This window comes from Kushneria halocnemicola, assembly GCF_965650455.1.
In the GTDB taxonomy this organism is placed as follows: Bacteria; Pseudomonadota; Gammaproteobacteria; order Pseudomonadales; family Halomonadaceae; genus Kushneria.
Genome location: NZ_OZ287968.1, coordinates 385,986 through 409,003, shown reverse-complemented (window position 1 = coordinate 409,003; position 23,018 = coordinate 385,986). Strand labels below are relative to the sequence as shown.

Here is a 23,018-nt window from a genome sequence, read left to right as displayed (position 1 = left end):
CCGGCGTTTATCCAGCGCCGAGGCTTTTTGTGCTTGATGCTTCGATGTAAATGGTTATCATTAACGATAACTGTTGGCTCGATTTGTCACACCGTGAGGGCTGCCCCATGCGCCAGACCAACGTCCTGTTTGAAGCCTTTGAAGAGGCCCGCCTGCGTGCGCCGCACATGGAGTGTCGCACGCTGGCCGCCCTGCTCGACTGCAGTGAAGGGGAGATTCAGGCCTCGCGTCTGGGCCGCGGGGTGCATTCGCTGGCACTCACCCCCTGTGATCTGGTCATGATGCTGCCACAGCTGGGTCAGGTGCAGATGGTCACCCGGACATCGCATGCTGCGCTGTCGAGTCGTCTTGAGGGCTGTCGCATCGACGCCGACCCGCGCCATGCCAGCATTTGCGACCAGAAGGCGCTGGCGATGCAGCTTTTACTGCCCTGCTGGTACTGGGTCTGCCTGTCCCGGGAGGCCCCGGCGCCGGGCGCCGAACCGGTGCCCTGCCTGCAGGTGTTTGATCGCTTCGGCCATGTGCTGCACCAGCTCTATGGTCTGACGCCCGAGGCGGCCGGCTGGCGTCTGCTTGAGTGCTTCGCTGCGCTGAAACGCCCCGGCTTTACCCGCTGTATCGATATTGCCAACGTCTGTACCGAAGGCCATCGTCCGGCAATGCTCAAAGCGTGGCGCGATCTACGCGGCCCCGGGGATTTCTCGAGGCTTCTCTCACGCCACCGGCTACGACGTGTGGAGGCCAATCGCGCCGTCACGGGCCATTTCAGCACGCCCATGGCCCCGCAGCGATTTATCATGGCGCTCGCCGGCGCCTGCCGACGAACACAGCCGACCCGGGCTAGCCTGATTCATGGCGGCGGCGCCCACCACCATCGCGCCCGCTTCAGGCATTTCCACCAGGGTCGCCACGACAGGCTGCGTCTTGAAAGCGATCAGCTGACCCTGTCGCTGGACAGCAGCGCTCTGCATGAAGCCTGGCAGGTGACACGTCCCGGCCCCGAGGGGCTGATGACCTCACTGGAAGCCTTTGACGCCGAGGGTGAGATGATGCTCGCCCTCGACCTGGCGGAGACCGGCTGACCCTTCCGGGCGCCCCTCCAGCGCCAGCAGATGCGCCTTGCGCTCAAGCCCGCCGGCGTAGCCGTTGAGCGTCCCGTTGCCGGCCAGCACGCGATGACAGGGCACAACGATCGATACCGGATTGCGCCCGACGGCACTGCCCACCGCCCGGGCGTGACCGCGCGACAGCCCGAGCGATTGCGCCAGGGCGCCATAGGTTGTGACCTCGCCGAACTCGACCGCCTCGAGCCGCTGCCAGACGCGTTGCTGAAAGGGGCTGCCCGCCATCGCCACCGGCAGTTCGAACTCTCTCCGAGCGCCGGCCAGATACTCATCGATCTGTTGGCAGGCCTTTCGGATGACACGCGAGCGGCTCTTTGCGACCGACACACAGGGCTCGCCCGCCGAAGACGGAAAGTGCTTTTGATCATGGAAGAAGACCCCGGTCAGGCGATCGGCTTCGGCGCGCAGCACGATATCGCCCAGCGCGGTGGGCATGACGGCATGATCGATCATTGCGATGGCTCCTCGTCTGACGGGGGCAGTTCAGCCTGCGTCCCCGCCTGTGAAATGACACCGGGTGACGCCGACTGCCAGAGCCGAATGGCGGCGTAGGCGCGCCACGGCGACCAGATGGCGGCCCGCTTCGCCGCCTCGCGGGCGCTGCGACAGCCCAGTGCCTTTTTGAGCACCAGATCACCGGCCGGGAAGGCATCCGGCCAGGCCAGCGCTCGCATGGCAATGTATTGCGCCGTCCAGTCACCGATACCGCGAATGCTCAAAAGTGTCTCCATGCTCGCTGTCACCGGTGCACCGGGTAAAAGCTGCAGCCTCCCCTCCTGAAGGGCCCGGGCAACCGCGATGATCGCCTCGGCACGGATACGCAACAGCCCCAGCGCAATCAGGGCCTCAGGGGATTGCACGGCCATCACGCCGGGTGATGGAAACACATGACAACCGGGATGGCCGGCCAGCGGCTCCCCGAACCGGGCCACCAGCGCGGTGAGCACCCGACGCGCCCGTTGAACCGTGATCTGCTGACCGATGATGGCGCGCACCGCCATCTCAAACCCGGTGACAGCGCCCGGCACCCGGATACCGGCACCGGTTTGCTCACAAGCCACCAGATGAGCATCGATCAGTGCCATGGGCGCATCAAGATCAAACAGGTGGCGCACGACGCGCAGCACCTCTCCCATCACCGGCACCAGCGTGACCGGCAGGGTCAGCGCCAGCTGCCCGGGGCAGGCGTGCGCGACCGATAGCCAGCCGGCATGACGGACCACACCGGCACTGCCTTCCCTCTCGATCAGAAGACTGCGCTGCCAGACGCCTCCATCGATCGTCTCAAGCCCGTCGACCTGGCGGGCGGCCAGAAAGTCGAGCATCGCCGCCCAGTTCAGCGGCGGCTGATAGGCCAGCGACAGCGTGATCGAGGGCTCGGGCGCGCCGGCTTTTTCGCAGCGGCGAAGACGGCTCGGTGACAGGCGATAGCAGTGCTGAAAAAGCGCATTCATCCGACGCTGACTCCCAAACCCCGCGGCCAGCGCGATCTCGCCGACAGGCAGCGCGGTGTCGGTCAAAAGGCGCTTGGCGAGCAGCAGGCGCCGGGTTCTGGCCACGTCCAGCATCGTCACGCCCAGCGAGGCCTTGAACAGGCGGCGCAGGTGACGCTCGCTGACCCCGATTCGAGCCGCCAGTGAGGCGCTGCTGTCGTGATCCAGAAAGCCATTGTCGATCATGACCATGGCGGCCCGGGCCAGTTGATCGGTGGCATCCATCATCGAAAGCTTTGGTGCCATCTCCGGGCGGCAGCGCAGACACGGACGAAACCCGGCCTGTTCGGCCCCGGCCGGATGGGCAAAAAAGCGGCAGTTGTCAGGTTTCGGGCAGCGCACGCGACAGATCGGCCGGCAGTAGATGCCGGTCGAGGTCACGCCAACGACAAACTGGCCGTCAAAGCGACGATCGCGAGAGGCCAGGGCCTGATAGCAGACATCGGGAGCAAGGTTCATGCCCTCAATATATCGTGTCTGACGCCATGCGACTGGCCGTTTGCGGACATGTGGCTGGCGTCATGCGTGGCCCTCGTCAGAAGTCGTAGCGAAGCCTTGCCAGTACCGAGTCGGGCTCGTTATCCGAGGTATTGGCAAAAATGCGCTCGAGATCGAGGCGAAAGCCGTGGTTGAACTGGGTGGTCACGCCCAGCACCTGATGATTGGTCTGCGAATCGGCGCTGCCCAGACGCTTCAAGCGGTCGCCGGCGAGAAAGGGCTTGATGCTTTGTACCCAGTCGTTGTCCAGCTGAAAAGTGTAGCGGGCAATGTACTCTACGCCGTAGGCGTCGCTGGCAAAGTAGTCATCGAGGCCGCCGGCCGGGTCCGGCACGAAATCCTCGTAGTAACCGGCACCCATGGCGAGATACCAGTCGCCGCCCGTCCAGGTCAGGGAGCTGCCGGTCAGCTGCTGGCGAAAGGACTGCTGATCACTTTCACCCTTGATCTCTGCCGAGGTGTTGGCATAGGCCCCGCCCAGTGTCAGGTCATCGGTCAGATGCCACCGAAAGCCGATCGACGCCCCGGTACGGCGGCGGTAGTCATACGGTCTATCGTCCAGGTGGAGATCGTCGTCGGGGAACAGCCAGCCGGCAAAGACCGTGAAGTCCTCGGTACCGTTGGAATAGCGAAGGCTCTTGCGGGCGCGATAGGAGCCGTCGTAGCTGCCATCGACCCCGACGCCCGGTGCCTGGGCGAACTGGTTGTAATCCCAGACGTCCGTGCTCACGCCGACGGTGTCGTAGTAGACGCTGTTCTGCTTGCCGGCGGTCAGCCGGCCGTAGTGGTCGCTTTCAAAGCCGAAATAGACCTGCCGGCGGGTGGTCGCGCTGTCAGAGCTGTCCCGGTCATAGTGGTCGTGCCAGCCCATGACCTTCGCCGTGTTCACGCCGAGCTCGCCATAGCTCAAAAGCGTCAGGTCATCGCTGACATGGTAGTTGACGTGTAGACGAAAGCGCGTACCGCCGTCGTAACCGCGGTGCTTGTAGCTACCGTCATCCGTACCGCCCGTTTCATTGAAATACTGCGCCCGGATGCTGCCGCCGACCTGAACCTCGACCCGGTCAAGCGCCCCTTGTGGCTGCTCGTCAGGCGACAACAGCGTAACCTCTGCCCGGGCAGCACCTGCCTGTGCCAGCGCCATACTCCCTGTCATCACCAAAAGTGCGCGCTGCCCCTTCCCGATATTCATGTCATGTCCTGGTCAATACGATAAAAACGCCGCGCAGAACAGGGCGCACGCTGTCTGACGGTCTGTAAAAGCGGTGAAAGTATAATGAGACAACGCAACCGTTTGAAACAGGGCTTAAGGCGATATGGCCTGCCGTTCAGGTCCAGATCCCGGCCAGAGCCTGCCCTGTCGATCGAACATCATCATAAAAAACGTCTCGCAGATGTCGCGAGACGCTTTTGTATCAACGTACCTGCCACCCACTAGCCCATGAAAAACTCCGGGGACGGCATCTGATCGCTTAATCCGGTCAGCATCGGCTGGCCCGATTCCATGACGGACATCATGTCCGGCATGACCGCTGGCGCCTCGCTCGTGGCATCGTTACCGCCCGACATTGCTGCCAGCATGTCATCCTGCGAAAAAAACGCCTGCGCCGTGTCATTGCCGAAGGGGGAAACATCACTGTGCCAGACATCATGTGACTGCTGACCATCCGTGCGACCGAATGCGTCTCGCGCGGTGGCAAACGAACGCTGCTCGAACATCTGACCGACGGGGCCGGCGCTATAGTCCGTGTTCTGGCTGGAGAAGGCCTCGTTCATGGCATCGCGGTGATACTGCTCGTGGCTGAAGCTGATGGTCTGATGCTGGGGGCCCGAGCTCCATTCAAGGCTGGTGTGCTGGGAGTGGAAGTCGCCGGAAGTCGGTGCGCCCAGCTGCGCCACAAGCTGACCGATGCCGGCAGTGACGTCCTGGAAGAGCTCCTCAAGACCGCCGATCAGCGACAGGCCGCTGTCCTGGTCATGGCCTGGCATCTCATGCCCGGGCATCGGTGTGGCGTCAGAATCGTCTGCCTCGGCTGACCAGTCATTGACCCGGCCGTATTCCATGCCCAGTAGATCGCCCGTTGCCAGGGTGGTGGCATCATCCGCCTGGTAGCTGCCGTCGATGGGCGTGAGTGTAATGTTGCCCTGATTGTAATGGGTGCCTTCGGACCACGCGTTGTCGGTATTAACGGGCGCGTCGATCTCATAGCGATAGCCGCCCTCCCCGTTGTCCACGATATGACGCTGACCATCGTTGGCCTCGTCCGGCAGGGTAAAGGCAAAATCAGCCGAATTGGCATCAAGGGGCACATTGATGCTGAGCCCTTCGCCCTGCGGCAGCAGCTGGCTGCCGTTGCCTGCCTGAGTGGCCTGTAGATCGCCGATGACGTTCACCAGAAAATCGGCGCTGGTCTCATACAGCCCGCTCGGAACTTCACCGCTGTCATCGGTGCCCGCCGAGACGGCAATCGCTGGAATATCGTAGTTAAATACCGAGGCCACGGCGGCTCCCAGCGTTCCCGAGCTGCTGGCCTGGAGGCCAACACTGGCGCCGTCATCCACGCCGGAGACGATCAGATCCGGCTGGTCGGCACCGGTCAGCAGCGCATCCAGGCCGGTATAGACCGTGGTACTGGGCGTGGCATCCACGTGATAGCCGGCTTCATACTCGGTGACCTCGAAACTGCCCAGCGTCAGCGCACTACCGACCGCCTGCTGACTGTCGGTCGGTGCCACCACCGTGACGTCATAACCGGCGTCCTGCAGCGCCTCGCGCGTGGTGGTCAGTCCCTGCGCCTCGTAACCGCCATCGTTGACCAGCATGACGTTGAGCGGCGCATGATCACCGGCAGGCGCCACGCCATCGGAGAGCAATTCTTCCAGACGTGTTTCCAGCGCACTGCGTGCCTGCTCGTTGGCACCCCAGTTGCCATCGATGGCGGAAACGGTAATGTTGCCATCGAGAAACTGATCGCCTTCGTTGAACAGCCCGCCCGAGCTCTGCTGATCGATGCCCTGCGAGCCGTAGGTGCCGTCCTCGTTTTGGGTAATGGGAAATTCGGTGCTCGACTTGCGGGTAATCTCGGTGAGCACAGCGCCATCAATATCGCCTTGCGGCACGTTGACGGAGAGTCCGGTGCCTTTCGGTAGCAGCGGTTGCTCTGCCTGCTGCTGATCTTCAAGGCGCTGCAGCAGATCAACGGTGTAGGCCGCGGCATTGGCAAAGCCTTCATCGCCGGCCTCGTCGGCGTCAGCGGAGACGGCAATCGCCGGCAGGCCATGTTTGAGCCCGGCCATGGCGCCATTGACGGTGCCGGAGATGTTCTCGCTGCTGCCGATGTTCTCGCCCTTGTTAGTGCCTGAGACGACCAGATCGAATCCCTGGTCAGCAAGCAGTGCGTCAAGTGCCGTATCCACGGCCACGGCGGGGCGTCCGTCGATCCAGTAGTTGCCGGCCTCATCGTACTGCGTCACAGCGATATCGGATGCCAGCGCTTCTGCACCGCCCAGTGAACTGCCCTGTGCGCTCTGGTTTACCCTTGGCGCGGCGACCGTCACATTGTGGCCGGCAGCAGTCAGTGCCTCCTGCAGCGACTGGATGCCGGGCGCGTCGTAGCCATCATCATTGGTCAACAAAACGTTGAGTGCCATCTCTTGTCTTCCTCACAGATTTGATGAGGCCTCATTGCCTCTACATTCTGATTTTTGGCTTAAGAGATGTCGCCCGGATGTCAAAAGAGTCAAATCGAGTGAATTCATGCAACAAATTGAAAGCGACGCGCCATTAAAATGCAGGCATAAAAAAACGCCCGGCACGTGGCCGGGCGTGGGTTGATCAGCGGATCGTCTCAGCGTTTGAAGATGTCGCGAACGTCCTTCGCTTCCCAGTGCGGGAAGTGGCGACGAATCAGGTCGTTGAGCTCAACCTCAAAAGCCTGCCAGTCAACGCTGCCACTGCCTTCATTGCTGTCGGCTGCCTGGCGGATCATGCCGGCGCCCACCGTCAGATTGGTCAGTCGGTCGATAACGATGAAGCTGCCGGTGCCGGGGCTGGTGTCATAGGCATCCACCGGCACGGGCTGGGTCAGCGTCACCTGACAGCGACCGATCTCGTTGAGCGCCAGCCGCTCGGCATCGTGATGCTCCAGCGTATTGACGTCGATGCTGTAGTCGATGGCACTGATCTGACCGCTGACATCGCGGGTGGCCAGCTTGAAGTCATAGCCGCGACCGGGGGTCATTTCCCGCTCGTTCATCCAGACAATGTCGGCCACAAAGGCGTTGGACATCGGCAGCTCGGTATCAGCCGCTACCAGCCAGTCACCGCGGGAGATATCCACTTCATCGGTGAGCGTGACAGTAATGGCCTGACCGGGCCAGGCAGCCTCGAGATCGCCATCAAAGGTTACAAGGCGTTCGACCGTGGAGACCTTGCCGGAAGGCAGCACCTTCACCTGCTGCCCGGGGCGCAGAACACCCGCCTGCAACGTGCCGGCATAGCCGCGAAAGTCCAGATTGGGCCGATTGACGTACTGCACCGGAAAGCGCAGATCCGTCAGGTTCTGGTCGCGCGAGATCTCGACGTTTTCAAGCTGCTCCAGCAGCGGCACGCCCTCGTGCCAGGGCATGTTGGCACTCGGGTTGACGACGTTGTCGCCTTCCAGTGCGGACATGGGCACAAAGGTGATGTCGGGCGCCTTGAGGTTCTCGGCAAAGCCGAGGTAGTCGCGCTTGATCTCTTCAAAACGATCCTGCGAGTACTCGACCAGGTCCATCTTGTTGACCGCGATGACCAGATGCTGAATGCCCAATAGATCAGCAATGAAGCTGTGGCGGCGCGTCTGCACCTGCACGCCGTAGCGGGCATCGATCAGAATGACCGCCAGGCTTGCCGTGGAGGCACCGGTCGCCATGTTACGGGTGTACTGCTCGTGGCCGGGCGTGTCGGCGATGATGAACTTGCGCTTGTCGGTCGAGAAAAAGCGATAGGCGACATCAATGGTGATGCCCTGCTCGCGCTCGGACTGAAGCCCGTCGACCAGCAGTGCCAGATCCACGCGCTCGCCGGTGGTGCCGCGGGTCTTGGAATCCCGCGTCAGCGCCGCCAGCTGATCTTCATAGATCATTTTCGAGTCGTGCAGCAGTCGCCCGATCAGGGTCGACTTGCCGTCATCGACGCTCCCGCAGGTAATGAAGCGCAGCAGATCCTTGGCTTCATGCTCCTTGAGATACGCCTCGATGTTTTCGGCTATCAGGGATGATTGGTGTGCCATATGCGCCTCAGAAGTAACCTTCGCGTTTCTTGCGTTCCATGGAGCCGGCCTGATCGTGATCGATGGCGCGTCCGGAGCGTTCACTGGTACGGGTCAGGAGCATTTCCTGAATGATGTCGGGCAGCGTTGCCGCCTCGGACTCCACCGCGCCGGTCAGCGGATAGCAGCCCAGCGTTCGAAACCGCACGGACTTCATCTCGGGCACTTCGCCCTCATTGAGCGGCATACGCTCGTCATCAACCATGATCAGCGTGCCGTCGCGCTCGACGACCGGACGCTTTGCGGAGTAGTACAGCGGTACGATCGGGATCGATTCGAGATAGATGTACTGCCAGATGTCCAGCTCGGTCCAGTTGGACAGCGGAAAGACGCGAATCGACTCACCCTTGTTAATGTGGCCGTTGTACAGACTCCACAGCTCCGGGCGCTGATTTTTCGGGTCCCAGCGGTGGTACTGATCGCGAAACGAGTAGACGCGCTCCTTGGCACGCGAGGCCTCTTCATCGCGACGGGCGCCGCCAAAAGCGGCATCGAAGCCATGCTTGTCCAGCGCCTGCTTGAGCGACTGGGTCTTCATGACGTCGGTGTACTTGGAGCTGCCGTGATCGAACGGGTTGATGCCCGCTTCGCGCCCTTCCTCGTTGATGTGCTCGATCAGCTCCATGCCGGTTTCGGCCGCCATGCGATCACGAAACTCGATCATCTCGTGGAATTTCCACGTGGTGTTGACGTGCATCAGGGGAAACGGCGGGGTACCGGGGTAGAACGCCTTGCGGGCCAGATGCAGCATGACCGAGGAGTCCTTGCCGATCGAATAGAGCATCACGGGGTTGCGAAACTCGGCCGCCACCTCGCGAATGATATGCATCGACTCGGCTTCGAGCTGTTTCAGATGGGTTTGCCGCTCGGGAGAAAGCATGCGTGTCACAACCTCTCATGACCAAACGCCATCGCCGGGCGACGATGACGCTGTAAACGGGGTGTCTCGCGATAAAAAACGTCACGAGCAAACAAGAATGGCCCTCACGTTAGCGAGCCGCCTTCATAACGTCAAAGAATCAACGTTTCTTCCTTTAGACGCTAAAGCTATAAAAGCCGTCCTCGAGCCTATCACCGATCAGTCGCGACGTATTCGACGCGCGTTGACAGACAGGGCTGCTGCAACGCCTCAAAGGACAGGCGAATCAGGCGAAAGCCGCCCGGGGCGCGGTCATCGACGGCAAACTCCGGGCTGTCGGGCGCGAACTGCGCCGCGATGGCCGGCACCGACATCACCGGCACGCCGTTATGCAGACAGGTTCGCTCATGGTGGATGTGGCCACACAAGACGGCCTGCACATGATCAAATCGGCCAGGTCCTGCCCAGAACGCGTCACGATCCTCAAGACCGATTTCGTTCATCCATGCCGCCTCCACACTGACCGGTGGGTGATGCAGCACAATCAGTGCCGGTGTGGTGTCGCCTGCCAGCTGCGCCTCGAGATGCGCCAGTTGATCAGCGCCCAGCCGCCCGCCCTCTTCTCCCTCGATCCAGCTATTGAGCAGCAGGATCTGCCAGCCGCCGAAATAAACGACCGTTTCCAGCGGGCGCACGTCGGCCATGGTGACGGGGTGGTCATGATTGCCGGGCAGCCATACCCAGCGACAGCCCAGGGCGTCGAGCTGCTCGGCAGCGCGCTGATACGATTCGATCGAGCCGTCATCGCTGACATCGCCGCTGACGATGATCAGATCCGGTCGGTAGTCACCAACGCAGGCCAGAATCAGATTCATACGCGCCTGAACATCCACGCCGCGATAGCGCTGCGCGGGGTCGGCGCCAAGATGGCTGTCCGAGAGCTGAACGATCAGCATGACAGGCTCCTTGAAACAGGGTCACTGCCCCGAGGCGGTCAGGGTAACGCGACATGACAGACAGGAAGAGCACGAGCCGGAGTGAGCGCGGAGCGCCGCACGGGTCAGGGCGTTTCAAACACGCGGGTGTCATGGCCGTGGGCCAGACCATGCTCCAGCCATTCGCCCAGAAAGCGGTTGAGCTGCAGCTTCTCGTCGGGCTGATGCATGTGGGCGTTGGGATAGCGATAGCGTCCCTCGAAGTGACGCTTGCGCTGAAAATCGTTCACTTCTGCCATCTGCACGTCGTGGTACAGATGCACCACCATGCGCGGCGCATCGATCATGTCATCGAGCACGCCGCTCTGGAACACACGCACGATGGTCGTATAGGGCGCACGCTCCATGACCTCAAGATGCAGGGTCCCGAAACGCGCGGCATGGCTGGCCAGCGGCAGCTCCACTCTTTCACCGGCCACGGTGTCGCCCAGCAGCCGGTCAAGACGCACGAAATTGGCCGTACACTCGGCCTGTAGCGTTCTTAGATCGGTAACGTAAGCGTTTCGTCTACTCAAATGACTATCTCCTTGCTCTGAGGGCCGGGCGCTCACGGGCCAGCCAGTACAGCGCAATCAGTAACATGGCATTGTTGATGGTACCGTCTTCCAGCAATCCCCAGGCATCACGGAAGGGTAGCACACGCACCCTGATGTCCTCGTGCTCCTCTTCAAGCCCATGTATGCCGCCCACGTTGGCTGAATCCACCAGCGCGCAAAAAAGCGTGATGTACTCGTCGCAGGCGCCGGGACTTGGGAAGTAACGATGAATCTCTAAAAGCGCTTCGACGTGGCAGCCGGTCTCTTCATGAACCTCCCGACGGGCGACCGCTTCGGGCGACTCGTCTGAATCGATCAGACCGGCGGCCGGCTCCAGCAGCCACGGGCTGAAGTCCCGCCCCATGGCACCGGCGCGAAACTGTTCGACCAGCACCACCGCGTCACGTTCCACGTCATACAACAGCACGCCCACGGCGTCGTGATGACGAAAAACCTCACGCGAGACGGTCTCGCTCCAGCCACCCTGATACTGGCGATAGCGCACATCGACGCGGTCGAGATTGAAAAATCCGCGATGCAGCGGCGTGTCCTCGATGTGCTCGACATCGTTTTCATCAAAGCGGGGGAGTAGCGTCGTGTCCCGAGTCGTCATCGGCTTTTTCCTGAAAAAAATGAAGTCTGGTGCCGGGCAAAGGGCGCAGCAGCGTCAGTGATAAAACGGCACGCGCCAGACAACAAGGCCAGTGTGGGCATGGTTATGGATGCACCGCCAGAGACTTTCAAGCGCATGCCGGCCGGCAGCCTTGGCAGCACAGTGCGAGGCGATTATGGTAAGCGCCCCATCATCATACGGACACCGTCTGCATGAAAGGACGCAACATGACCCGCTGGCGCGACCCGGCCAAGGACCCGCGCCAGGAGAAAAAGACCGACCTGATCACGCCTGAAGGGTTTGAGTCGATGCGAGGCCTGCTCGATCATCTGGTCCGCGTACGCCGCCCCGAGCAGTCACGCAAGACCGGCGAGGCCGCCGCCCAGGGCGATCGCAGTGAAAACGCCGACTACACCTACAACAAGAAGGCGCTCAACGGCACCATCGCCCGGATCGCCTATCTGCAAAAGCGCCTGGACGCCCTGACCGTGGTTGATCGCCTGCCTGAAGACCGCAACCGCGTCTTTTTCAGCGCCTGGGTGACGCTGGAAGATGACGACGGCGAAGAGATGCGCATCCGCATTGTCGGCCCCGATGAGACCGACAATAAAAAGCACTGGATCAGCGTGGATGCCCCACTGGCCCGCGCCCTGCTGGGCAAAGCGCTGGACGCTGAAGTCACGGTGGACGCCCCGGGCGGCGCGACCACCTATATCATTACCGACATCGCCTACGCCGAGCGCTAGTGTGGCGGCCGGGCCTCAGCGCCGGCTGGCGCGATAGACCCGAAAGCGACTGGTTTCCTTGAGCACCTCGACGCGGCCGAAGTGCTTTTTCATCAGATCCATATAGGGCAAAAAGCTGTTGGCCACCAGATAGAGCGCGCCTTTGGGCGCAAGCTTCTTGCTGGCCTGCTCGATCAACTTGCGGGCCGGGTCGATCGACACGCTGCGCTCCTGATGAAAGGCCGGGTTGCTGACAATAGCCTCAAAGGGGCCATCGACTGCCGCCAGCATGTCGCTGGGGAGCACTTCGCCTTTCAGATCATTGGCTGCAAGCGTGCGACGGGTCGCTTCCAGCGCCAGATGATTGATATCCACAGCCGTGACGTCGGCGCCCTGGCGTGCCAGCCAGGCACTGATGACGCCATCACCGCAGCCGGCATCCAGCACCTGCCCTTCCAGTGTCGGCAGTACCTCCAGCAGCATGCTGGTCCCGTCATCCAGACGCCCGTGCCCGAAGATGCCCGGATGGCTGACCAGGGTGAGATCCAGCGCCTCAAAGCGTGACCAGTGATCGCCGGCGTCTTCCGCCACGGTAGTGGCCTGATACAGCGAGCAGCGCCGCGCGTTGTCCAGACGCTGGTGGGACATGCCCCGCGTTTTCAGCTCGCCCGGTACCCGCTTGCCGCCGCCGTGATGCTCGCCGACGATGCGCAGCGTACTGCCCGAGGCACAGCAGGCATTGAGCTGATCCAGCCACCAGCGGCCCAGATCCATGGTCTTGGGCCAGAACAGCAGTGCATCGTTCATGTTTTCCGGCGCCGTCAGGCCTTCTACCACTTCATGGCCGTGCTGGCGCCAGACTTCGGAAATCAGATGATCCAGACTCCAGATGCACCGTTTCGCCCCGTTCAAAAGCCCCTCATCCAGCGGCGGCGCGATCAACCACTCGCCCTCCTTGATGGCGGGTGACTGTCGATCCAGCAATTGCCCCATGGGCGTGGAAAAACTCATGAATCCCCTGCTCTACTCAAATGGTGACTGACCTGTCCTGTGACATGGTCATGAAGATAACGGTATATGGTCGAGCGCCTGCGGTAACGCGCCCTGCATGAGATGAAGAATATCAGCTCGGACGATAAACGCTGTAATGGAGATAGCGCCCCAGGCGCCAGTAGGGGTCGCGCTGGCAATAGCGGTGCTCCAGCTCGAAAAGTCGTTCAAGCGTAGCCTCGTCCGGGTCACGCTCACGCAGATAGTCATGGAACACGCGAATGCCCGTGATGGATTTAACCTCGAGCCCGGCCGCCTCAAGCCAGCGCACGACCTCTTCATGGCGCAGCGGGGAGATCGGTGTCAGGCGCTTGCGGGTGCCAAAGCCGGCCAGCTGATCATCGAGCACCTTTTGCAGATTGCCCTTTACCACGTTGGAGAAGCGCAGCGCGTCTTCGTTGAACACCATCAGTGACAGCCACCCACCGAGGGCGAGCTGATCGGCCAATAAGCGAACCGCCGCCTGCGGGTCGATCAGCCACTCCAGCACCGCGTGACAAAACATCAGCGGCCACGGCCCGGGCGCAATATCGGGCAGGCTCTGCAGGTCACGCTGATGAAAACAGGCATCGCTGCCGGCCAGGCGTTCGCGCGCGGCAGCGAGCATATCCTCGGCCGGCTCCAGCAGGGTGACCGGATGGCCGCGCTCACTGGCCCAGTGCGCCATCTGCCCCAGCCCTGCCCCGACATCGACCAGCGGCTGGCCCTGCATCGGAATGGAAGACTCGATGGCGCGCGTCAACAGCGCCAGACGCAGCCGACCCCGGGTGTGGTTATACAGGGCGGTTTCAAACTTCTCGGCCATGCCATTGAAATGGCGGTCCGTCGTGATGCGTTCTTTCATGCGGGCTCGATTGGCAGCGTGGGTGCGTCAGGGTTTCACTATACGCGGGAAATCCCTATAATGGCGCCCGCTTCGCCCCCGTAGCTCAGCTGGATAGAGCGTCCCCCTCCTAAGGGGAAGGTCTCAGGTTCGAATCCTGACGGGGGCGCCAATAATTTCAAAGACTTACCTATCAACCATCCATTCCAAGCTTCTCTGTAAAAGCCTACGCCCCCAACAGCGCCCCCAACAAAACCACTTACTAGATTCAGTGCGTAAAACTACTGCTCTGTTAGGCCCTGCAGGATTTCAACTGCGAAAGCACGTGCCCTATAGCGCCTGACTTTCTGTTTGCCCCAAGATATGACATACCTGAAGGTTCAAATCGACAAATTCGTCCCAGCTATACTGTTTTGAATAATTCAGCTCGTATTGCCGATCAACCCGACATATGTCCGGTCGGTGGCTGTAGATCGTACAAAGCTTCTGCGCTTCATTATAATGCCGACAGGCGCCATTCCCCCGATCCAAGAACCGGGTTTCTTCGGCCAAGTGAACGTTGCGGCAGCAGAGACCGCATTGAGTACATGAGAACGTTTTCACTGCTAGATCAGGGCCCCCAACCATTTTCTTGTGCTCGCAGAGTTGCCCATTTCGTAAGGCAATTCGATATTTCGCCTGTTGAGCTCAATCTGCAGAACCTTGCTGCGCTGCATTTCGTTATTGCAGGACATCAGCTCCTGAGAGAATTCTTCCAGTTCGTCTGCATCCAGATTGAATTCAAGACGACTCAATTCGATTAGATATCGATCCAGTTCTGCATTAATGGCTTGGAAGTCTTTGACCATGCCGGCATATGGCATTTTGGACTCCACAAAGGTCCAGAGCTTTTGAGCCACACTGCTATGCAGCAAAAAGTAGTTCAATCCCAGTGTGACGATGCCAGTGACCAGCGCACTGACAAAAGCTGCCAGTTCGCCCCCAAATGGAAAAGTGCATAATGATAGCAATTGGGAATAAGCCAATGTGCCTACGATAGTGGCTGCAGCAACAGATGACAAAGAAGCAACGGCTTGGCATAGATCAACAAAAGAGAGTTGCTCAGGATTAAAAATCATCAGTTTGATGGCCTTAACCAACTGACCCCAAACTTCTCGAATGATCTTAACCATCATTACTTGAGTGGTGGCAAAAATATTAAAAACCGTGGTTGTGACACTGGCCAGGATGCCGGCGAACACACCATTCTTGAAGGCCATAAGAAAATCAGTAAAACGCGCCTGTACACGCCGCCATATACCTTTTAACGTCTTGTTGAAACTATCGATGAATGCTGAGAAATCGAAACGCTTCTTAAGGTTTTCGAGTAGCGCAGGCAGTTGCTCACGAAGTTCGAACCAGACTTCAGCCATTACCAGTCCCAGCATCTGCCGAGTACCCATTTTCAGCCCCGCCACACCAGATGCAGTAGCAGATTGCTTCCAGAACTTGCTGCTGGTGTAGTACGCATGGTTTATTTTCTGATCATAGGCCTTTCTAGCCTCTTTATCCCTTTCAAGCATTTCATTAGGGTCAACAGCTTCCAGGTTTTTTATTTTGGACTCATTCTTGCGAATTTTATCTTCTAGCTGACGCGCCTTATGCTGCTGCTCTGGTGTTTCACGTGCAAGGTTTGCGAGACGCTCACGATCCTTATTCAACGCTTCCTTATGAGACTCGATGAGGCCTGGAAGTTTTTTTAAATAATTATCAACGGAGGTTTGGCCCTTTGATTCGTTGACAGTCCCTTGGGTGGATTGAAGGTTGCTATTCTGATTAGCTAACGCTACGCCATTCAGCTCTGCCAAGACACGCCCAGCATCTTCATGGACCTCCTTAGCGCTAATAACATGGTCAAGATGGCGCTTTTCATCTGCTCCCATGGTAGCGTTTCGGTAAGGATCTCTTAGTTCTCCGGCTTGATGTAAATCTTTATCGCGACTTCCAACACCTACATAGTTTTTATGCTGATGATAGGGCTTGCCGTTATATTTATCTTGGCTTTCATAACGCTTTTTTTCTTCATCTGTAGCCCAGACGCCCTGACGAACGTTGTGAACGGTGTCTACGTCACCACCTGTCTTATCCTTGAACAGAAGAAAATCCAGTCCGAAGCTGGTAACCAAGCTATTAACTACAGTTTTTTCGAGCTCATCGGCCCAAGGGTAGTTTTGCGCTTTAGTGTGCATAAAGGGACTCATAAGGCAGGTGGATGGAGAAACCGAAAAGGGGAATTATTATTCCCCTTAAGGATCAAGCTGCTTCGATGTTTTCAGCTTCGGAGCCCGCTTTGATTAGACGTTTATCTATCTCGGTATCGTTCAGCACCATGGACCCGTCTTTATCCGTCTCCATCACCGGCATCCCATTTTCATCCTTGGACAACTCACCATCGACCATCTTGACCTTGAAAATCGGAGTCGTAATCACATCAACTAGAATAACTGCCAATGCATAGCCGTTTTCAATAATCCTAATAAGAGATTCGTCGAATTTCGCCAACTCTGCAGCCATGTCGACATTACGGCCTTTTAGATCTTGCAGGTAATCGTCAACTTTTTTGAGCTTATCGAAATACTGAACAAACTGTTCGTCGATAGTCATTAGTGTGCTTAGAATTTTGCGCGTATATGTTCTCGTTTTATCAAGATGTTCACAGGCCTTCTCGAGTTTTTGAACAGCCTTGGTCGCCTTATCATTTACCTCATGTGCGTTTCTAAGCGCCTCATCACCGTGATTGCTGTAAGCCCAACCCGCAATAGCTAAAACAGGACCTGCTATGGCAGCCCCTAGAATTGCAGTACCGCCGGCCATACCCAAACCACCAGTAGCCAAAGAACCGCCACCTACGGCTGCCAAAGTCGCGTTATACGCGGCCACCCCTGCCAGAGATGAGATTGCAGTGCCTGTAGAGGCAGCTCCTAGCGCCATGACACTACCGTAAATTGCAAACCCTGCGGCGGCCCCAGCGGCTCCCGCCCCTGCCATAGTCCCCAGCACTCCGATAGCCGTGTAGCTGTAATCCTCAACTCCTTGAAGCTTGTGTTCGGGGATGTTGATCTCCAGCGTGTCATGGCGACCAGCGTTCAATTGTTGCTGAAGCTTATCGGCCAAAACCTTAAACTCGCCAAACCTTTTGCCGATTTCCAGCTCCTCATTCCCTAACATTTCCAAAGCAGTTGATGTTGCTCTTTCTTGAACATCAAAAACTTTTTTCTTTTTGTCATAGTGTGCTCTAGCACTTTGGGCGATATCGTCAGCTTCAGAATGGCTCTGGTAACCGTCGTAGCTTTTTTTGGCACCATAGACAGCACTGATCAGAGCACCAGCACCGAGGATGAGAGGGAGCGGCATATCAATTTCCTAGTGATTGAGCAGAAAAATCCAAGCATGCACCTATCCTCAGTCGATTAGCCTTATGGCTTACCGAGGAAACGTGAAATTGGAGAAATATAAAAACAAACTTATGTTATTTCGGCCGGGAAGCAGATTGGCTTGAGTTAGATTACGGATTTTTTCGAGCAGACCTAAACCCATCACAAAGGAGATCGTATTTTTCGAAAATTTTTATTTTCAAAATGCGCTTAAAAAGCGCGCTTATCAGGACTTTGGCATACAACGTGTTGCTTACAATACCGGCTATACAAACAAGCCGTGTAGCCGCCAAATGAATCCGATAAACAACGACGATGCTCAGAATCTGGTTGCTCAGCGCATTGAGCAGCTTCGTCCATTGATTCTGGATACCACCCTCCGCAACGCTCTACTGAATACGGTGTTCAGCGACAAATCGCATAGCCATATTCGATTTATCGACGTTACGCCCCAGTCGATCTATCTACGTCTGGCACAGGGCCGCCAGCTGAAGCTGGAGCCGCTGCCCGACCCCGAAGACGAGCTCCCTGACGAGCAAACTGCTGAATTTCAAAGACACCTTGCCGAGCAGCAAAATAGCGACGAGCGCTATCTGACGCAGTTACAGCACAATGAACAGGCCGACCTTAAAGACAGTGAGCGTGACAGCCAGAATGAAAAGGCCCTGCGCGAACTCAAGGATCGCATTCGCCATCAGCTGAAACTACCTGCCCGCGTTAACACGCAGGGTACGCCGGATCCGGCCACTTTGGCCCGATTGCATGGTCTCAATCCATCCTATGACCTTCCCGAAGCTGATCTGATGACTCCCGCGTCCGAGAAGAACAGTCAGAAACGGGTACAGACACTGATGTTCCCAAAACGCCTGGAGCTACGGGCGGCCCGTATTCGGGAGCGGGGCCGATCCAGCATGCAGGAAACCGGGATGCAGGTGCTTCAATGTGCCATCGGCTTTCTGGAGATGCAGGACGATGCTTCGAGCAAGGTTACTCTGGCGCCACTGGTACTGATGCCCGTAACAATCAGCGAACGCAAAACGCCTCGCGGGCTTGAACACCATATGGAGTGTGACGAGACCCAGCCTACCGGAAACGCCGTTCTCAGATACAAACTGCACAATGAGTTTGGACTGCAATTGCCCCAGCCCAAGGCAAACGAGGAAGGCTCATTCGACATCGAGGACTATTATCGCCAGATCGAATCACTCAAGCCGAAGACCTTCGTCAAATGGCAGATTCGTCGTCAGGCCGCAGCCGGGGTCTGGGCGGTGCAGAGTTTGATCATGTACGAGGATGTCGGTGCACCGGAATGGAAGACAACAGAGGACACCCTAATTTCGCGGCTACTGGGCAACCATCAGGTAGCGGGAGAACCTCGTCAGTTTCTGCTGGAGCATGCTGTCGACGAACCCGAGATTGAGCAATGTGTGCCGTTGCTGGTCTCGGATGCCGATTCCAGCCAGTACAGTGCCATTGTTGATGTCATGCAGGGGACTGACCTGGCGCTGGAAGGGCCTCCGGGAACCGGCAAGTCTCAGACAATCGTCAATGCCATTGCTGCAGCACTTTCCTCGGGCCGGAAGGTACTATTCATTGCCGAGAAACAGGCTGCCTTGGAGGTCGTCAACTCCCGACTTGATGCCATGGGACTAGGCAGCTTTATCCTCAACCTGCAAGCCAACCAGACACGTGAACAGATCAAGGCCTCGCTGCGCGAACGTTTGGAAATGGAAGCGTCACCACATTCCTCGGCCGGTCTGGAAGAGATGATCGCGGAATATCGCGAAGTGCGCTCGGCACTGGCCGACTATATTAATCTTTTAACCAGTCCCTATCGCCAGACTGGACTGACCCTGCATGATGTGCTCGGCCGCGGCATAGCCGCCCAGGCGGTACTGACGCCCTTACCCCGAAAGCTGCGCAATCACCGAGTAGAAGGTGTGTCGCAATGGAGCGATCAGCAGCTTGATCAGCTGACCAGCCACGCTGACAACTATGCTGGCCTATTGGAAACTCTATCGGGCATTTCCCAACATTGGCACTTTGTCCAGACCGGGCCGCTGGATCGCTTCTCGATAGATTCTCTACTTGAGCTGGCGGGTACGGCTCGTGACACACATGAAACTTTGCAGGAGCGAAGTCAAAATCTGCTCGCTACAGGCTTATCCCGACTTCCCGCTTTAGCCACTGCTCGAGACGTACTGTCATTACTGAGTACGGCGCGTGAGGCGTTTGCCAAATGTGATCCTGATCTGCTGCGCACTCTACTAAACGACCCTAAAGCCTCTCAGCGCATCAATCATCTCCTTGAGATGCTCAACCGCCATGATCAACTGACCAGTGAACTGGGCGAAATCACAATGCCCGTGCCAAGCGAGCTTGATGCCACTCTAGGCCGCATCATCGAGCAGGCCGAACGATTAAATCTGATGCAGATTACCAACGCTCATATTGGTGAGCGCCGGGATGAGGAGCAAACACGACTCGAGCATGCTCGCCGGCTCCAGCAGACTCTTGATGACCTTGGCGCCCTGGTAGATCTCGATGACATGAATGTCACTACAATTCTGGCCATGGGTTCTTTGCTTATTCGCCAGCCCCCGGAGGTCATCGAACACCTCAACGAGATCGACAACTCCGACCGCGAAGCGCGGGCAGTGAGCGAAGTAAGTCATCATATAGCCAGTCTCGATGCTCAAAATCAGACACTATCCAACAGCTTCGATTTCTCTCAGCCCATGACGGCGGCCCAATTCAGCAAGGCACTGGCAGAGCTGCGCAACAAGGGCGCTCTGTCATTCATGTCTCCTAAACTGCGCCAAACACGCCGCATGCTAAAGAGCACGTTGCTCGATCCCTCGGGCTACAGCGACGAGCGCATGCTGGCGGAGTTACCGGAACTAACGTCTTATCTTGCCAGCCTTGAGGCGTTCGAGGCCGATGAGCAATACGTACGCTACAGCTGGTTTCGCGGACTACGTACCGACATCAGCATCCTGATCGACCTGCACGTATATCGCCATGAAGTCCAGCAATTGGCTCTGGAGCATCGCGCACCCCGTCTGGAAACGCTCCTGCTGAACACTCCTGCTCAGCGCCTGAACCTAATGGCCAAGCTTTGTGCAGAAATTGGTAACCAGGTACCTGAAGATATTTTGGCCCTCACCTCACTGGCCGAGATGCCAGCCTTGATTGAAACCCACTGTCAGACTCTCGAAGATATAGACACCTTAAAAGAGCAAATTGCCAAGGGATTTACATCCCTGGGGCAACATCACGCAGCACGCAATAACGTGGCGAGCTTACGCTGCCTTCGTGACCAACTGCGAAAACGCGAGGCCCTGGCCGATACTATCGAGTGTCATGATGCTGCCCTATTGCTGGAAACCGACTTTGAGGGTGTAGCCACAAACCGTCAGGTTGCCGCCAACGAGAGGTTCATAGCCGAATCTCTTCATGCCTTTCCAACACTGGCACCGGTTGTGCTCGAGTACATGAGTTCCAGTGAACACCTTGCAAGTTTTGAAAGCTGTCTGGCGGACTGGGCTGAAGCTCATCAAATGTATGACGAACAGCTGGCTCGTCTAGAACGGGAGACGCATGCTAAACGCAGCGAGTGGGGCTTCGATCCGTTCGACGCAGACTCCGGTTATTTACTAGCCGGCATGTCTAAAGACAACGTTGCACTGGATGCCCATGCCCAACGCAACGATGAGCGTGGACGGATGACCGGCTGGGGCATCGATCCTCTAATCAAGGCCTGCGACGAAGGCATCATAGCGTCGGACGCATTTGCCGAAGTGGTTAAAGCCGCCGTGTCGCTGTCGATGGCTCGCGACATCCACGAACAATACCGTGAAAAACTGACTCGTTTTCGAGGTAAACGGCTCGACGATTTGCGCAACAGACTGGCGAAACTCGACCGTCGTATTCTGGAACTGAGCCGCGAGCGCCTGGTTAGCCAACTTATCGAACAAGCCGATCCACCCTATGGCTACAGCGGCGGGCGCGTTTCAGAGCGCACAAACCTGAGCCTGATTCAGCACGTCACTCGTCTCAAGCGCAACACCATTTCCCCCCGAGCCCTGACCGACCGGGCCGGTGAGGCGCTACGTGAACTCAAACCATGCTGGCTGATGTCACCGCTAGCGGTAGCCGCCAACCTGCCTCGCATTCAAGGACTTTTCGATCTGGTAGTGATCGACGAAGGCTCTCAGATGCGTCCCGAGAACGCCTTGGGCGGGCTATTACGAGCCCAGCAGGCATTAGTGGTTGGAGATACCGAACAGCTGCCGCCGACAAATAACTTCCGCAAGCTTGGCAACGTGGTCGTGGACGATGAAGAAGAGAGTGACGACACCATTACCTCGGAGTCGATTCTAGACGTCGCCAACCTTACTCTTCCCTCCCGTCGACGGCTGCGCTGGCACTACCGCAGTCGCCACGAGAGTCTGATTGCCTTCTGCAATCGCAATATCTACAAGGACGATCTGGTCATCTTCCCCTCGCCCACACCGTTTGCTGCCGGGCTCGGGGTCAGCCAGGTATTCGTCGAGAATGGACTTTACAAGAACAGTCTCAATCAGCGCGAAGCTCAGGTAATGGTCAGTCACATCCTGCGTTTCATGTCTGATCATCCCGGCAAGTCGCTGGGCGTTGTGGTGCTCAACAACAAGCAGCAGACCCTGCTTCAGGACGAATACGACGCCATGCGGCAACACTCCAACATCGCCCAGCGTTACGAGGATCGCTGGCAGATCGAGCGCAATGGGCTGGAGCCATTTTTCATCAAGAACCTGGAAAACGTCCAGGGCGACGAGCGTGACGTTATATTCATTGGCACCGTGTTCGGCCCCGAAGAAGTAGATGGCAAGGTCATGAACCGCTTCGGCAATCTCAGCGGTGCTGTCGGCCGCCGGCGCCTGAACGTGCTGTTTACCCGTGCCAAGAGTCAGATTGTAACCTTCACCTCGATGAAGCCCAGCGACATTAAAGGCACCCGGGAGAGTGCCCCTGGCAGCTGGATGCTACGCAAATGGCTGGAGTACTCGGCCACTGGCGAGCTCGAAGCCGGAGAGACGACTGGCGCCGAGCCGGACTCCGACTTCGAGCGTCATGTCATCCAGGTGATTCGTGCACTGGGCTATGAGGCCGTTCCTCAGGTCGGAGCAAAAGGCTTTTTCATCGATATAGGGGTGCGCCATCCTGATTACCCCTACGGCTATTTGCTGGGCGTGGAATGTGATGGAGCGAGCTACCACTCTTCGCGCTCTGCCCGAGACCGGGATCGTCTACGCCAGGAAGTTCTGGAAGCCAAGGGATGGCAGTTGCATCGGATATGGTCAACAGACTGGTTCACTGACCCACTCAGAGAGCGTGATCGGCTCAAAACCGTACTCGATGCCCGACTGGCGGAACTAAAGCATCGCACCACAACCGTCAGTGATGATGGGTTCAGTGACTTTCTGACTGAGCAGACAGTTAACAACGAAGAGTCCGAAAACTTGCAGCACACCATGCCTGATCAAGAAAAGCTGACTTGCAAAGAATCTTCTTTCGAAGGCAGATAAAGTTAAC

Annotated in this window: 17 protein-coding genes and 1 tRNA gene; 4 read left to right on the top strand and 14 right to left on the bottom strand. The window is 58.0% G+C overall.

Annotation, left to right across the window (positions count from 1 at the left end; genetic code table 11):
- The first annotated feature begins 107 nt into the window (after positions 1 to 107).
- Positions 108 to 1,082, top strand: a complete 975-nt coding sequence (locus ACS92L_RS01700; RefSeq protein ID WP_438766607.1) for a hypothetical protein — start codon at positions 108 to 110, stop codon at positions 1,080 to 1,082.
- Here ACS92L_RS01700 and ACS92L_RS01695 read toward each other — a convergent pair.
- From ACS92L_RS01695 to ACS92L_RS01655, 9 genes are all read right to left on the bottom strand, one after another.
- Positions 1,017 to 1,577 (bottom strand): methylated-DNA--[protein]-cysteine S-methyltransferase, encoded by a 561-nt coding sequence (locus ACS92L_RS01695; RefSeq protein ID WP_438766606.1) that lies wholly within the window; start codon positions 1,575 to 1,577, stop codon positions 1,017 to 1,019. The genes ACS92L_RS01700 and ACS92L_RS01695 overlap by 66 nt on opposite strands.
- On the bottom strand, positions 1,574 to 3,076 hold the full coding sequence (locus tag ACS92L_RS01690) for a DNA-3-methyladenine glycosylase 2 family protein (protein WP_438766605.1): 1,503 nt from the start codon (positions 3,074 to 3,076) through the stop codon (positions 1,574 to 1,576). The genes ACS92L_RS01695 and ACS92L_RS01690 overlap by 4 nt, the downstream gene beginning before the upstream one ends.
- A gap of 76 nt (positions 3,077 to 3,152) precedes the next feature.
- Positions 3,153 to 4,307: a porin gene (locus tag ACS92L_RS01685; RefSeq protein ID WP_438766604.1), complete on the bottom strand. Its 1,155-nt coding sequence runs from the start codon at positions 4,305 to 4,307 to the stop codon at positions 3,153 to 3,155.
- A 242-nt stretch (positions 4,308 to 4,549) separates the two neighbouring features.
- Positions 4,550 to 6,766, bottom strand: coding sequence for a 5'/3'-nucleotidase SurE (gene surE, locus ACS92L_RS01680; protein ID WP_438766603.1), 2,217 nt, complete (start codon positions 6,764 to 6,766; stop codon positions 4,550 to 4,552).
- Positions 6,767 to 6,963: 197 nt separating this feature from the next.
- The gene (gene cysN / locus ACS92L_RS01675) at positions 6,964 to 8,388 is read right to left on the bottom strand and encodes a sulfate adenylyltransferase subunit CysN (protein WP_438766602.1); all 1,425 of its coding nucleotides are present in this window, start codon (positions 8,386 to 8,388) and stop codon (positions 6,964 to 6,966) included.
- 7 nt (positions 8,389 to 8,395) lie between these two features.
- Entirely contained in the window at positions 8,396 to 9,307 is a 912-nt protein-coding gene (cysD, locus tag ACS92L_RS01670; protein WP_438768371.1) for a sulfate adenylyltransferase subunit CysD, read from the bottom strand.
- Between the two features lie 191 nt (positions 9,308 to 9,498).
- Entirely contained in the window at positions 9,499 to 10,242 is a 744-nt protein-coding gene (locus ACS92L_RS01665; protein ID WP_438766601.1) for a phosphodiesterase, read from the bottom strand.
- A gap of 104 nt (positions 10,243 to 10,346) precedes the next feature.
- Positions 10,347 to 10,796: a DUF1249 domain-containing protein gene (locus tag ACS92L_RS01660; protein WP_438766600.1), complete on the bottom strand. Its 450-nt coding sequence runs from the start codon at positions 10,794 to 10,796 to the stop codon at positions 10,347 to 10,349.
- Between the two features lie 4 nt (positions 10,797 to 10,800).
- Positions 10,801 to 11,430 carry an NUDIX domain-containing protein gene (locus ACS92L_RS01655; RefSeq protein ID WP_438766599.1) on the bottom strand — a complete coding sequence of 210 codons (630 nt, stop codon included), beginning with the start codon at positions 11,428 to 11,430 and terminating at the stop codon, positions 10,801 to 10,803.
- Positions 11,431 to 11,642: 212 nt separating this feature from the next.
- Here ACS92L_RS01655 and greB point away from each other — a divergent pair, with 212 nt between their 5' ends.
- On the top strand, positions 11,643 to 12,176 hold the full coding sequence (greB, locus tag ACS92L_RS01650) for a transcription elongation factor GreB (RefSeq protein ID WP_438766598.1): 534 nt from the start codon (positions 11,643 to 11,645) through the stop codon (positions 12,174 to 12,176).
- A gap of 15 nt (positions 12,177 to 12,191) precedes the next feature.
- Here the strand turns inward: greB and ACS92L_RS01645 are convergent, their stop codons facing one another.
- Positions 12,192 to 13,166, bottom strand: coding sequence for a methyltransferase (locus ACS92L_RS01645; protein ID WP_438766597.1), 975 nt, complete (start codon positions 13,164 to 13,166; stop codon positions 12,192 to 12,194).
- A gap of 112 nt (positions 13,167 to 13,278) precedes the next feature.
- Positions 13,279 to 14,049, bottom strand: coding sequence for a methyltransferase domain-containing protein (locus tag ACS92L_RS01640; protein WP_438766595.1), 771 nt, complete (start codon positions 14,047 to 14,049; stop codon positions 13,279 to 13,281).
- 74 nt (positions 14,050 to 14,123) lie between these two features.
- Between ACS92L_RS01640 and ACS92L_RS01635 the strand changes: the two genes are divergently transcribed.
- Positions 14,124 to 14,200: transfer RNA gene (locus ACS92L_RS01635), tRNA-Arg, on the top strand.
- 158 nt (positions 14,201 to 14,358) lie between these two features.
- Here ACS92L_RS01635 and ACS92L_RS01630 read toward each other — a convergent pair.
- The 3 genes from ACS92L_RS01630 to ACS92L_RS01620 form a co-directional block, all read right to left on the bottom strand.
- Positions 14,359 to 14,655, bottom strand: a complete 297-nt coding sequence (locus ACS92L_RS01630) for a YkgJ family cysteine cluster protein (RefSeq protein ID WP_438766594.1) — start codon at positions 14,653 to 14,655, stop codon at positions 14,359 to 14,361.
- Entirely contained in the window at positions 14,634 to 16,256 is a 1,623-nt protein-coding gene (locus tag ACS92L_RS01625; RefSeq protein WP_438766593.1) for a hypothetical protein, read from the bottom strand. The genes ACS92L_RS01630 and ACS92L_RS01625 overlap by 22 nt, the downstream gene beginning before the upstream one ends.
- A gap of 64 nt (positions 16,257 to 16,320) precedes the next feature.
- Positions 16,321 to 17,421, bottom strand: coding sequence for a hypothetical protein (locus tag ACS92L_RS01620; protein ID WP_438766592.1), 1,101 nt, complete (start codon positions 17,419 to 17,421; stop codon positions 16,321 to 16,323).
- 313 nt (positions 17,422 to 17,734) lie between these two features.
- Between ACS92L_RS01620 and ACS92L_RS01615 the strand changes: the two genes are divergently transcribed.
- Positions 17,735 to 23,011 (top strand): DUF4011 domain-containing protein, encoded by a 5,277-nt coding sequence (locus ACS92L_RS01615; protein ID WP_438766590.1) that lies wholly within the window; start codon positions 17,735 to 17,737, stop codon positions 23,009 to 23,011.
- The last annotated feature ends 7 nt before the right edge of the window (positions 23,012 to 23,018 follow it).

Coding starts and splice junctions, on each gene's coding strand:
- ACS92L_RS01630 (WP_438766594.1), bottom strand. CDS start 14,655: ATGGTTGGGGGCCCTGATCTAGCAGTGAAAACGTTCTCATGTACTCAA.
- greB (WP_438766598.1), top strand. CDS start 11,643: ATGAAAGGACGCAACATGACCCGCTGGCGCGACCCGGCCAAGGACCCG.
- ACS92L_RS01640 (WP_438766595.1), bottom strand. CDS start 14,049: ATGAAAGAACGCATCACGACGGACCGCCATTTCAATGGCATGGCCGAG.
- ACS92L_RS01665 (WP_438766601.1), bottom strand. CDS start 10,242: ATGCTGATCGTTCAGCTCTCGGACAGCCATCTTGGCGCCGACCCCGCG.
- ACS92L_RS01615 (WP_438766590.1), top strand. CDS start 17,735: ATGAATCCGATAAACAACGACGATGCTCAGAATCTGGTTGCTCAGCGC.
- ACS92L_RS01620 (WP_438766592.1), bottom strand. CDS start 17,421: ATGCCGCTCCCTCTCATCCTCGGTGCTGGTGCTCTGATCAGTGCTGTC.
- ACS92L_RS01625 (WP_438766593.1), bottom strand. CDS start 16,256: ATGCACACTAAAGCGCAAAACTACCCTTGGGCCGATGAGCTCGAAAAA.
- ACS92L_RS01655 (WP_438766599.1), bottom strand. CDS start 11,430: ATGACGACTCGGGACACGACGCTACTCCCCCGCTTTGATGAAAACGAT.
- ACS92L_RS01645 (WP_438766597.1), bottom strand. CDS start 13,166: ATGAGTTTTTCCACGCCCATGGGGCAATTGCTGGATCGACAGTCACCC.
- cysD (WP_438768371.1), bottom strand. CDS start 9,307: ATGCTTTCTCCCGAGCGGCAAACCCATCTGAAACAGCTCGAAGCCGAG.
- ACS92L_RS01690 (WP_438766605.1), bottom strand. CDS start 3,076: ATGAACCTTGCTCCCGATGTCTGCTATCAGGCCCTGGCCTCTCGCGAT.
- ACS92L_RS01695 (WP_438766606.1), bottom strand. CDS start 1,577: ATGATCGATCATGCCGTCATGCCCACCGCGCTGGGCGATATCGTGCTG.
- surE (WP_438766603.1), bottom strand. CDS start 6,766: ATGGCACTCAACGTTTTGTTGACCAATGATGATGGCTACGACGCGCCC.
- ACS92L_RS01700 (WP_438766607.1), top strand. CDS start 108: ATGCGCCAGACCAACGTCCTGTTTGAAGCCTTTGAAGAGGCCCGCCTG.
- cysN (WP_438766602.1), bottom strand. CDS start 8,388: ATGGCACACCAATCATCCCTGATAGCCGAAAACATCGAGGCGTATCTC.
- ACS92L_RS01685 (WP_438766604.1), bottom strand. CDS start 4,307: ATGAATATCGGGAAGGGGCAGCGCGCACTTTTGGTGATGACAGGGAGT.